The following is an 11,632-nucleotide window of genomic DNA, read 5'->3' as shown; positions in this document are numbered from 1 at the left end:
CTGACCGAGCTGCTCTGCTACACATTCGGATCGACGCAATCTTCATGTTCTCTGCGTCATTTTCTGCGCTGGCTCGCCCTTCGAATTGCTCATCGATTTTGACGTTTACACGACTTTGCAGTTTCACTTCCCCAAAACGTGCCACCTTTAGTCCCCCGCGCTGCCAACGGAACTCAATTTGAAGCGCTGTTGTGAGAAACGAAAATGCGGCCTAACCGATGGCAGTCAGAATCGCCGCGTATCGACGTATGTGGGGTCGACGGCAAGACCCGCCTGTGTGTCGGGCGGCCGTCAAGACAAAGGCTATGGCAAGCTCGTTGAGCAAGAAGCAGCATGGTCGATCACCGAAAAAAGTATCATCGCGTCAGCGTTGACCGGGTGCACCAGGCGGGATGTTCTTGGTCTGTATATCGCATCCCCCCGCCTGATACGCATGCCGCTTATCGCACAGACACCGGAATTTCTCGCTACACATGCCCCCCAGATCTGGTCGCCATAGTGGCATGATGTTGGATCACACCAAGCGATCATCAGGGTATTCGGATCAGGTCGTTCTATGACCTTGACCGCAAATGTCACTCGTTTGGTTAATACGCATGAGGAGGGCGCGCGCCGACACGCGTTTTGGCCAAGTGAGGCGAGCTCCTCGTTTCGCTCAGAGTCGAGCCCCGATAGCAGTTTCAACAACCCGATCGTCTTCATCCAGGGATCGCTCGGACAGGCACTTGAACGCATTCTTTCGCTATCCTTCAGAGAATTGGCAGCGGTTGTTTTCCTTGACGAAAACAGCCGAAAGCTGTGTCCGCGCAGAAAACGCTCGCATACGAATGGCTGCGTTTCCAAAGTACTCCAGTAACGGGACGGTTGCAAACCTGCAAGAGGATGGCGATTTCACGCGATGGTTTTAGATACCTATATTCTCGTATGTAGTCCGAGGATATACACACCTGTGCTCATGACGCAGCATGCCCATTTCGCCATGCCTATCGACGACCAGCTTGCCCGTTCGTCCCACCTGTGAGCGCGCTTGAGTCCTTATTCGATTGCAGGTTGTCGGTTGCCCTCCACTGCGTCTCCCAGCCCGTGGGATATACCCACGTATGAGTCGCCGACGCCAATGCGGGAACTATGTCAACCGTTCGTAGAATAGTTTTTCCTGCCCCGTTTGCCTAACCTGATTGCATGGCCGGTACGGTTGCCCGGTTCAATTTTTATAAACCGCTTTTCGGGAAGGCCAAACGACTTCAGAAGAAGGTGAACTGATGATCGGGCAAGACATAGGGTGCGAGTGGGGCGATGCCGATGGTGACCAATTTTTTTCAAAGCGTGTGTTGAGTCCGTTAGCTTCGGGCATGCAGCGACTGTTTTTTGAAAAGCCGGTCACATCCCTGATTATTTTTGTTTGCTGGTATTCATTGATCGAAGTGCCATTGGAGTTCGGCATGGGAAACGATAACGCCATGCTGCCTGCTGCCGTCGTGGCAAGACTGATCGTTATCGTGGAAGGTTTGGGGCGCTGTCATGGATGTCCGCTTGCACGGGTAATCTTCGTCGTCCTACGTGGTACGAGTGTGTTAGCCATCGAGCCGGTGTTGCGATTAGGTTCAGAGATCCAGCTTTGGTTGTGCTCATCTCATCGGTCGCATACGCGGTTAGTCACGCCGGGATGGGTTGATTCGAGGATGCCGTCATGTTGAACGCTCTGCATAACTGGATTTTTATCGGCAGCAACGCATACGACGAGTACACGTTCGTGCCATGGCTGAAAAAGAACGTCTATCGAAGGACAGTCGATCTCAGCCGCGTCTGCATTCAATAGCTAGGGACATGACGATGAGATCGGATGCTCGATTATTACGTAGCGATCTGGGTGATCGGTTGAGCACCCGCACTAAAGTATGAGCGGACCAAACCTATCGATCAGTGAGCGTGCCTGTTTTTTTGGGTAACGGTCAAATTGTCGGTGCGCTATACGTTCGTATGATTCTCGTTTGGTTTGCTCCGAGCTACCCTTGCTGTAATGGACGTGCTCGTGATTGATCGCGCTTTTGTGTCCCGTTTTCTGAAAAACCGGGGTCCTCCGCTTGAATACGTCCCAGATAGTTACGATAGTCGATGACGATGAGGCGGTTCGTCTGGCGACTTCAAGCCTCGTGCGTTCCCTGGGCTGGAGTGTGCGCACTTTTGCGTCGGCGGAGGAATTCCTGCAGTCCGGCCACGTCGCTGACACGTCATGCCTGATTTCGGATGTGCGGATGCCCGGCATGTCGGGGGTCGGCATGCACACTTACCTTCTCGGACTAGGAACTGCGCCGCCGATCATCTTCATCACTGCGTTTCCGACCGCTTCGCTGCAGTCGGAAATTCAGGCGAACGGCGCGCTGGTTTTGCTCGAGAAGCCGGTCGACGCCGCTGCCATGGCTCATTGGCTCAATGTCGCGCTAGGCCAACCATAGGCCGTGCAATGCTCGCGGTGGGGGCGATGCAAGTGTAGTGGGGCGACGCTAGAAGAAAGACGGTCAAGCTCGAAGAAAGGCGGGCAAGCAAACGCAGCGAGGCCACCTTCGCTTCGGCTGTGGCAATCCGTACGAGGAAACCGGTGACGAATCGCATTGCATTGTTCATCGTCGCGCTCTATTCGGCGTGCGCGTTGTCCGCTGAACCGACGCTCGTCTCGGGGCCCGGCGCCGAGGCGGCGCCCGACACTATGCAGGCCCGTGTCATGGGCTGCGCGGCCTGTCACGGCGCGCACGGTGAAGGCACCGACAACGACTATTTCCCGCGCCTGGCCGGCAAGCCGGCCGGCTATCTGTACAACCAGTTGCTGGCGTTTCGCGATGGCCGCCGCAAGTACCCGCCGATGAATTATCTGCTGGCCTATTTGCCCGACGCCTATTTGCGCCAGATCGCCGACTACTTCGCTGCCGAGCGTCCGCCTTATCCCGTGCCTGCCACCGCGGGCGTTGGCGCGCAGGCGCTCGCGCTCGGCAAGGCGCTCGTGAGCGACGGCGACCCGGCCCGCGGCGTGCCCGCCTGCGCCAGTTGTCACGGCGCGGCGTTGAACGGCATGGAGCCGACGATTCCAGGGCTGCTGGGGTTGCACGCCGACTACATCAGCGCGCAGTTGGGCGCGTTCCGCTACGGCACGCGCCGCACCGTCGCACCCGACTGCATGCACACGATCGCCACGCATTTGAGCGACAGCGACATCACTGCGATCGCGGCGTGGCTCGCCGTGCAGCCCGCGCCTGCCGATCCGCAACCCGCCGCTGCGGGCACCTTGAAGATGCCGCTTGCTTGCGGCAGCGTTTCTCACTAGCCGAGGCTGCGAAGTGCCCAGTTTCCGAAAGCCCACCGCCGTCACCGCACTTGCCACGCTGCTGCTTCGCGCCGCGACGCTGGTGGGCGTCTCCTCCGCACAGGCCGGCACACTCGCGGACAGCCACGCGGACACCATCGCGCGCGGCGAATATCTTGCCCGTGCCGGCGATTGCATCGCCTGCCACACCATGCCCGCCGGTAAGCTGTTCGGCGGCGGCCGTCCGATGGAGACGCCGTTCGGCACGCTCTACTCGCCCAATATCTCGTCGGACAAGGACACGGGCATCGGCAAATGGAGTGCCCGCGAGTTTTACCGGATGATGCATACCGGCAAGTCGCGCGACGGCTTGCTGCTCTATCCGGCCATGCCGTTTGCCTCCTATACGAAGATTACTCGGGCCGACTCGGATGCGATCTACGCATATCTGCAATCGGTGCCGCCGATCCATCAGCCGAACCGCCCGCACGAACTGAGCTTCCCGTTCAACCAGCGCCAGTTGCTGCGCGGCTGGCGCTCGCTGTATATGCACGAGGGTGAGTATCAGCCGGACCCGACGCAGTCGGTCGAATGGAACCGCGGCGCCTACCTTGTCGAAGGGCTTGGCCACTGCACGATGTGCCACACGGCGATCAATGCGCTGGGCGGCAACTCCCCCTCGAAGCAGTTCGAAGGCGGCCTGATTCCCATGCAGAACTGGTATGCGCCGTCGCTGACCTCGAACAAGGAAGCCGGGCTCGGCGACTGGAGCATCGACGACATCGTCGACCTGCTGCACTCGGGTGTGTCGCGGCGCGGCGCGGTGTACGGGCCGATGGCCGAAGTCGTCTACGACAGCTTCCAGTACCTCTCCGAAGACGACGTGCGCGCGGTTGCGGTCTACCTCAAGGCGCTGCCAGCGCGCTCCGGCGAAGCGCAGCAGAGGCCGCCTAGCGTCGCGGTGACCGAGGAACAGAATCGCCTGACGCCGCTCGGCAAGAAAATCTACGATGCCCAGTGCGCGATCTGCCACGCCGCGCAGGGGCAAGGGAAGTTGCCGAATTTCCCGCCGCTCGCCGACAACCAGTCGATCCAGATGACCTCGTCGGTCAATCCGATCCGCATGGTCCTGAACGGCGGCTATGCGCCGGGCACCAGCAAGAATCCCATGCCGTACGGCATGCCGCCGTTCGCCCAGACCCTGTCGGACGAAGAAGTAGCCGCCGTGGTGACCTACATCCGCACGGCATGGGGCAATCACGGCACACCCGTGACCGTGAAGGAAGTCAACGAGTTGCGCTCGGCGCCGATCTTTTGAGGCAGCGATGATCCAATCCCCCCTCCCTTCGGACGACGGCAACGCCGCTTACCACGACGAAGCAGAACGCGTCGAGCAGATCGTCGGCAGCGGCCCGCGCGGCGCGATCGCGGTGGCCGGCATCGCGACGGCCATTGTGATTGGCATGTGGTACGCGTTCTACTTCCTGGTGTTCCTGCCGCGCGGCGTCATCCAATAAGCGAATCACTCAAGCGAATCCCTCATCGAACCAGACGGCGCTATGTCGAACCCTATCGTTCCCGATCCGCATGTATCCGCTAGAGTCGCCGAAACCGTCGAGCGGCGTTGGGCGATCCTCGCGGTGCTGCTCGTCGCGAGCACCGTCGCGATGGTGATCTTCACCGGCCTGCATTGGTCGTGGATGCCGCCCTCGCGCGTCGAGACCATTCGCCCCGAGACGCTCAACGTGTCGGGTGAGTTCGTCGAGAGCAACCTCGGCAGCGCGGTGGGGCCCGACGGTTCGGTGACGGTGCGCATCATCGCGCAACAATACTCCTTCACGCCGCAGTGCCTGCTGGTGCCCGCCGGCGTGCCGATTACGTTTCGCGCAACGAGCGCGGACGTCGTGCACGGCTTTCTCGTTACCCATACCAACATCAACTCGATGGTCGAGCCCGGCTATATCTCCACGTTCAGGACCACCTTTGCGCAGCCGGGCGACCATCTGATGCCATGCCATGAGTATTGCGGCACGGGCCACCAGGGGATGTGGGCGCACGTGAAAGTCATCGACAAAAACGCGTTCATGCAGATGACCGCCAATTCGCGGAGACTCAGCTGTGTTAAATAACAAGCGACTCGTGCTCGCGCATTTCTGACTGGCTTTCGGCGTCTTCGGCGCGGCGCTATTGCTCGGCGCCTGGCAGATGTATGTGCGCAGCCCGCTGCACGCGTGGCTGCAGGACTCCGAAATCTACTACCGCTCGGTGACCGAGCACGGCACCGTGATGGGCTACGTGTTCCCGACGCTCGTGGCGATGGGCTTCGGCTATGCGGTCACCGAGCTTTCCCTCAAGCGCGCGCTCATCGGCGCGCGCTGGGCGTGGGCCGGGTTCATGCTGGTGGCGGCGGGCGCGGTCATGGCCTCGATCACGGTCGCGCTCGGTCTGGCCTCGGTGCTCTACACGTTCTATCCGCCGATGATCGGCAACGTGTTCTATTACCTCGGCGTAGTGCTGGTGGTGGTGGGTTCGTGGATATGGGTGGCGCTGATGTCGGTGAACCTCGCGGCGTGGAAGCGCGACAACCCCGGCATGCCAGTGCCTCTGCCGATGTTCGCGAGCGTGGCGGGTGCTTATCTGTGGGGTTGGACCGCCGTGGGCGCAGCGCTCGAAATCATCTTCCAGATCCTGCCGGTCGCCTTCGGCTGGAAGACGACCATCGATGCGGGCCTCGCGCGCGTGTTCTTCTCGTGGACGCTGCACGCGATCGTCTATTTCTGGCTGATGCCGGCCTACATCGCGTTTTACACGATCGTGCCGCGCGCGATCGGCGGGCGGCTCTACAGCGATACGATGGGACGCATTGCGTTCATCCTGTTTCTCGTGGTGGCGATGCCGATTGGCATTCACCACCTGTTCGCCGATCCGCAAGTGGGCTCGGGCTTCAAGTTCCTGCAGTCGGTGTTCACGGCGCTGGTGGCAGTGCCCACGCTTCTGACGGTGTTCACGATCTGCGCGTCGGTGGAGATCGCCGCGCGCTTGCGAGGCGGCAAGGGCGCGTTCGGCTGGCTTCGCGCGTTGCCGTGGGACAACCCGCAGATGCTGGCGCTCGCGCTCTCGTTCGTGATGCTGGGCTTCGGCGGCGCGGGCGGCCTCATCAACATGAGCTACCAGCTCGACTTGACGATCCACAACACGCAGTGGATCACGGGACACTTCCACCTGATCTACGCGGGCGCGATCGTCATCATGTACTTCGCGATCGCCTACGACTTGTGGCCGCAGATCACGGGCCGCGTCATGACGAACTGGCGGCTCATGCGCCTGCAGCTGTGGCTGTGGTTCATCGGCATGATCGTGCTGACGCTCCCGTGGCACTGGGTCGGCATTCTGGGCATGCCGCGCCGCATGGCGTACTACGACTACACCGATCCGGAGATTGCGGCGCAGGCGATCTGGGTGGTGATGTCGGCGATCGGCGGCTTCATACTCGTGCTCTCGGCGATCGTGTTCTTCGTCGTTCTGATTCAAGGGCATCGCAGCGAAGCCGCCGCGCCCGAGGAATACCGCTTCAGTACCGCGGTGCACGAGCCGCGTACGGTGCCGGTGGCGCTCAACGGCTTCGCGCTGTGGCTTACGCTGATGGTTGCGCTGACGGTGCTCAACTACGGCTATCCGATCGCCCAGTTGATGGCAAGAGGCGACACCGTCCCGGTCATTCCGATTGGAGCCCGGCGATGAGCGAAGAGCGCCTGTTCTCGTGGAGCAATCGCTGGTTCAGGGCGAGCGTCGGCGTCACGGCCGCGGTGTTCGTGTTCGGTGTGGCGGTGGGTTTCGTGTGGCTGCCGTCGGTGCAGCGCGATGCGCAGTTCCAAGGCCTCTGGAATGCGATCTGCAGCGCGGCGGGGGTGCCGCAGCGGTGGCTCGGCAACGAGGCGCCGGTGGCGCCGCAAGTGCAGGTGAGCAAGGTGGAAGTGACCCCCCAATTGCTCGCGGGGGCGACGCAGCTATCGATCGGACGCGGCGCCACCCTCGCGCTGCGCTGCACGATGTGCCACGGCGAGCGTGGCATGAGCGGGGCGAATTCTCCGAATCTGGCAGGTCAGTACGCGATCGCGATCTACAAGCAGTTGCAGGACTTCCAGAGCGGCGCGCGCACGAACGCGGTGATGTCGCCGATGGCGGCGAACCTGAGCGATCCGGACATGCGCGATCTGGCCGCCTACTACGGCTCGCTGCCGCGGCCGAGGCTGGCACAGGGCCTCAATGCGGCGGGCGCCCCGGGGATCGTCATGCACGGTGCGCCGCTGCGCAATATTCCGGCGTGCGCGACGTGCCACGGCGGGATCGACAACAAGGCGGGCAGCCCCTGGCTCGACGGCTTGCCGGCGGCCTATACGCGGGTGCAACTTCAGGCGTTCGCTTCGGGTGAACGGCATAACGATATCTCGGAGCAGATGCGCAACATTGCACGCAATATGACGCCGGATGAGATCGCCGCTGCCGCTTCGTACTACGCAAACCTGACGCGGTGATGAAGCCGCGTGCGCTAGCCTGCGCCTTCGGCGACCTTTCGGCCTTGGCGAAGCTGGCGGGGAGTCCGGCCGGTCCTCTGGCGAATCACGCGGACGAAATGCGACGCATCCGAGAATCCGGCGCGCCGGCCGATCTCCGCGGTCGTTACGTGGTCAAATGCCCGTGACTGGAGCATACGCACGGCCGCTTCCGTCCTGGCTTTCAGCAACTGTTGACCGAACGTCTCGCTGCCGGCTGCCAGAACCCTGTGCAAAGTGCGACGCGACACATTCAACGCTGCAGCAATGTCGCTTGCAGTCAACTGCGACTCAGTACGACGCTGCATGATGCACTCGTGAATCCGTTCAAGCAGTGACCGCTCCGCAGGCGATGCCTTGAGCGATTCGCCCGAACGCTCGTGGGCCGTAAGCGCAAGCAATGCACCGAGCTGATCGGCGAGAACGGATTCAGCCAGCGGCGCGCGCAGGGCAAACTCCGGCGAGAGTTGGCTTACATAGCTTGACAGCACCCGGCCCCATCCAGAGTCTGCTGAAATTACCCGGCCCGTCAGTCCTTCCACGTTCGAGCCCCAACTGGCCAGCCATTCTGGCGGGAGCGTCAAATTCAGGAAGTCATAGGTGTCCGGGCAATTCATCTCGAACTCAAGTTGCGAATCAACAAGTACCAACTCGCCAGGCAGAATCCGCGCCTGACCGCGGTGCGTCATTGTCCACGCGAGGTTACGGCTCATAACCAGGTGAAACGAACGGCCTCGACTCCGCGCAATCTGGCGTTGCGTGGTCAGGGCATCGTGTGCCGATCCACAAATAGCGGTTACCGTAATCCTGCCGAGTGGGGCGCTCAACAGGTTCGCCTCGAACTGGCGTGGCAACTGGCAACGGATCGCCATCGGCACGAGGGCAGAGGCCAGAACGTCGGCCCAATAGTCGAGCCGCTGCACTCGTGGCACATCTTGCGTCGACAACCGCGCAATCGAAGGTGGCTCGACACTGGACATATTCTCGCCCTCCTTATGGTCAGGAAACAAAGGATAGGACGCTGAGATTGCCAGGTCAATCAGGGCTCGTGGAAGTGTAGGGATCCGAACTTGAGGTGCGAACCTTTGTGAGTCATTGGGCCCGTGATGGATGCCCTTCGCCGGGCGTTTTAGCGCGGAGACGATCTTATCCGAGGCAGGACGCACATCAGTGAAGGCACGCACCGCGTTTCGGCTGTCACGCTGGCCACGGCCGGCCGTGGCACTTACAGACCATATTTCTCGTATGAATGGCACGATCAGTCAATCCGGAGCGCGAGGCCGCATCTAAACTGCTGACCGTAAGGAGCATAGCCGGGGAATTGGGTAAGTGAAGAAGGCTTTCTTCACATAGTACCGATCGTTGTGGCGCGGCGAGCGCTTGTCCAGTCGCAATGCCGGAGCGAAGCCCGGCAGGGAAGCGAAATCAGAAAGGTTGTGCGCCGCTTGAAAGCCGGGCCTCGCCTCGATCTACCAGAAGACAAAAGCGGAACAACCCGCCGCTGCCTTGATCGTCGAGGTTATTGGCGAAGGAGACGTCTCGTTGCCTCTCGGAAGGGGCTGCAGCAACGCGCATCTACGCGCGTCGTGTGGCGTGCCAAATACCTGGGAGTGGCGGCCCTCCGTCTGCGGATGACTCACAACTCACGGGCACAACGGCTCAAGCCATCAACAAAGATCAGTTAGCCCGGTTGATATCACGATACCCCATGAATTTCTTCGCGGAATTGGTCGAGCAGTCGGAGCGGCTCCGTTACCTTCCAACTCGTCGGCTGTTTCGATCAGAGACCCGGGTCGAGCAGATTGCCCGACTACGTTATCTGGCTTGGCTTTGGTTAGCGGGTGGCGTTGCCATGGCGATTGCCACCAAGGTCTGCTTTCACCTCGGGGCTCGCCTTGGCACAGCGGGATTTGTCTATCTGATTATCATTGCGCTGCTGTCATTAATGGACAGCTTCGTTACTTCTGCGGTTTTTTCGATAACCGCCGTTGGCTGCCTTGCTTTTTTCTTTACGCAGCCGATCTTCACCTTTCGGGTAGGCGAGTTACGCGATCTTGCAGCGCTGATTGCTTTTCTAACTACGTCACTCATCATCACGACACTGGTGAGACGCGTACGTTGGCTCGGCAAAGCAGCGCGCGAGCAGGCCAGGCTCCTCGATCTGTCTCACGACACCGTCTTTGTTCGCGACATGAACGCCGTAATCACGTACTGGAATCACGGTGCGGAGGAGCTCTATGGATGGAAAAAGGCGGAGGCACTCGGCAAGACTTCCCATCAACTCTTGCAAACGCGCTTTCCTGTTTCTCTTGACGACACCATGAACACGTTGCTCACGACCGGGCGCTGGGAAGGCGAACTCATTCATACCACGCGGGACGGTTCGCAAGTCGTGGTACTCAGCCGCTGGTCATTACAACGCAGCGCGAACGGACGCCCAATCTCGGCGCTCGAAACCAACAATGACATCACGCTGCGCAAGCGCGCCGAAGACGCGCTGCGCCGAAATCAGGCGGCCTACCTGGCTGAAGCCCAGAAGCTGAGTCTCACCGGCAGTTTCGGCTGGGACCCGGCGAGCGGGGAAATTTTCTGGTCCGAGCAAAGTTTCAGGATCTTTGGCTACGACCTCGACGTCACGCCCACGGTCGAGCTAACGCTCCAACGCGTGTATTCCGACGACGTTGCTCTTTTCAGGCAGGTGATCGACAAGGCGACGAGCGGCGAACAGGAATTTGATTGTGAATATCGTCTGCTGATGCCGGACAAGTCGATCAAGCATCTTCACGTCGTTGCCCATGTCGTGACCGATGAGCCTGGCAAGCGGCGATTTGTGGGCGCGATAATGGACGTGACCGCGGCGAAACTGGCGGCGCAAAAGTTGCACGAGGCGCAGACCGAACTCGCGCGTGTTACGCGAGTGACAACGCTGGGAGAGCTAAGCGCTTCGATCGCTCACGAGGTCAGCCAGCCGCTCGCTGCAATTGTCACAAACGGCGAAGCTTGTCTGCGATGGCTGGGGCACCCGAGCCCGGAACTGGCGGAGGTGCAGAACTGCGTGACGCGCATGATTGGCGAAGGCCGGCGCGCGAGCGATATTGTTCACCATATCCGCACGCTGGCCAAAAAGGACTTTCTGCAGAAAACGCGACTGGACCTCAACGACGTGATCCATGACGTTGTCGGCCTGACGCAGCGCGAAGTTTTGAGCCACAAGGTATCGCTCTGCCTTCGACTGGCGTCTGAGCTGCCCCCGTTGCTGGGCGATCGGGTTCAGCTTCAGCAAGTGATCATCAATCTTATGATGAACGGAATCCAGTCCATGGACGGCATTCATGGCCGGCCCCGTGATCTGCTCATCGAGTCGTACATGGACCAGGGTGGAAATCTGGTCGTCGCGGTTCAGGACTCAGGACCGGGAATTGATCCAGAAAACGCCGACCGACTATTCGATGCCTTCTTCACGACGAAACCCAATGGACTCGGTATGGGATTGTCGATCTGTCAATCGATTGTCGAAGCTCACGGAGGACGGATGTCGGCAGCCAGCAGGCCGGGCCACGGCGCGACATTCCAGTTCGGCCTGCCTGCGATCATCGAGCGCTCGGATGACGCACGGGCACAAAGCGAATTCCAGGGAGTTGCGCAAAGTTGCAGTGCAATAGGTGCGCCACAGCATCTTGACCACATTCGCACGGCACTGTCAGCTTTTGATTCCGGAGCCTAGAATTATCTTCATCGATTGCGTGCGCTCAACGGCAGACGTCAAGCACAGACCAGCAGA

General features: G+C 60.5%; 12 protein-coding genes. 10 read left to right on the top strand and 2 right to left on the bottom strand.

Annotated elements, in window-relative coordinates:
• Positions 1–303 precede the first annotated feature (303 nt).
• Positions 304–702, bottom strand: coding sequence for a DUF3331 domain-containing protein (locus tag B0G73_RS31565; protein WP_258194026.1), 399 nt, complete (start codon positions 700–702; stop codon positions 304–306).
• Between the two features lie 560 nt (positions 703–1,262).
• Between B0G73_RS31565 and B0G73_RS40195 the strand changes: the two genes are divergently transcribed.
• The 9 genes from B0G73_RS40195 (at position 1,263) to B0G73_RS31530 (ending at position 7,833) form a co-directional block, all read left to right on the top strand.
• A complete protein-coding gene (locus B0G73_RS40195) occupies positions 1,263–1,697 on the top strand; it encodes a hypothetical protein (RefSeq protein ID WP_146144253.1) in 435 nt (144 codons plus the stop codon).
• Positions 1,691–1,819 (top strand): hypothetical protein, encoded by a 129-nt coding sequence (locus tag B0G73_RS41450; RefSeq protein ID WP_258194025.1) that lies wholly within the window; start codon positions 1,691–1,693, stop codon positions 1,817–1,819. The genes B0G73_RS40195 and B0G73_RS41450 overlap by 7 nt, the downstream gene beginning before the upstream one ends.
• A gap of 265 nt (positions 1,820–2,084) precedes the next feature.
• Positions 2,085–2,456: a response regulator transcription factor gene (locus tag B0G73_RS31560; protein ID WP_106285065.1), complete on the top strand. Its 372-nt coding sequence runs from the start codon at positions 2,085–2,087 to the stop codon at positions 2,454–2,456.
• A gap of 251 nt (positions 2,457–2,707) precedes the next feature.
• Positions 2,708–3,319: a c-type cytochrome gene (locus tag B0G73_RS31555; RefSeq protein ID WP_106285144.1), complete on the top strand. Its 612-nt coding sequence runs from the start codon at positions 2,708–2,710 to the stop codon at positions 3,317–3,319.
• A 13-nt stretch (positions 3,320–3,332) separates the two neighbouring features.
• Positions 3,333–4,616, top strand: coding sequence for a cytochrome c (locus B0G73_RS31550; protein WP_106285064.1), 1,284 nt, complete (start codon positions 3,333–3,335; stop codon positions 4,614–4,616).
• Positions 4,617–4,623: 7 nt separating this feature from the next.
• On the top strand, positions 4,624–4,815 hold the full coding sequence (locus B0G73_RS31545; protein WP_106285063.1) for a hypothetical protein: 192 nt from the start codon (positions 4,624–4,626) through the stop codon (positions 4,813–4,815).
• Positions 4,816–4,857: 42 nt separating this feature from the next.
• Positions 4,858–5,427, top strand: a complete 570-nt coding sequence (locus B0G73_RS31540) for a cytochrome C oxidase subunit II (protein ID WP_106285062.1) — start codon at positions 4,858–4,860, stop codon at positions 5,425–5,427.
• Positions 5,428–5,455: 28 nt separating this feature from the next.
• Positions 5,456–7,039, top strand: coding sequence for a cbb3-type cytochrome c oxidase subunit I (locus B0G73_RS31535; protein ID WP_258194033.1), 1,584 nt, complete (start codon positions 5,456–5,458; stop codon positions 7,037–7,039).
• Positions 7,036–7,833, top strand: a complete 798-nt coding sequence (locus tag B0G73_RS31530) for a c-type cytochrome (RefSeq protein WP_106285061.1) — start codon at positions 7,036–7,038, stop codon at positions 7,831–7,833. Before B0G73_RS31535 ends, B0G73_RS31530 begins: the two co-directional genes overlap by 4 nt.
• 14 nt (positions 7,834–7,847) lie before the next feature.
• Here the strand turns inward: B0G73_RS31530 and B0G73_RS31525 are convergent, their stop codons facing one another.
• Positions 7,848–8,831 (bottom strand): helix-turn-helix domain-containing protein, encoded by a 984-nt coding sequence (locus tag B0G73_RS31525; protein ID WP_106285060.1) that lies wholly within the window; start codon positions 8,829–8,831, stop codon positions 7,848–7,850.
• A gap of 728 nt (positions 8,832–9,559) precedes the next feature.
• Between B0G73_RS31525 and B0G73_RS31520 the strand changes: the two genes are divergently transcribed.
• Complete coding sequence (locus B0G73_RS31520; RefSeq protein ID WP_106285059.1) at positions 9,560–11,575, top strand: ATP-binding protein; 2,016 nt, start codon at positions 9,560–9,562, stop codon at positions 11,573–11,575.
• Positions 11,576–11,632: the final 57 nt, after the last annotated feature.

It is taken from the genome of Paraburkholderia sp. BL25I1N1 (assembly GCF_003002025.1).
Lineage (GTDB): Bacteria > Pseudomonadota > Gammaproteobacteria > Burkholderiales > Burkholderiaceae > Paraburkholderia.
This window is presented reverse-complemented; position numbering and strand designations above follow the sequence as displayed.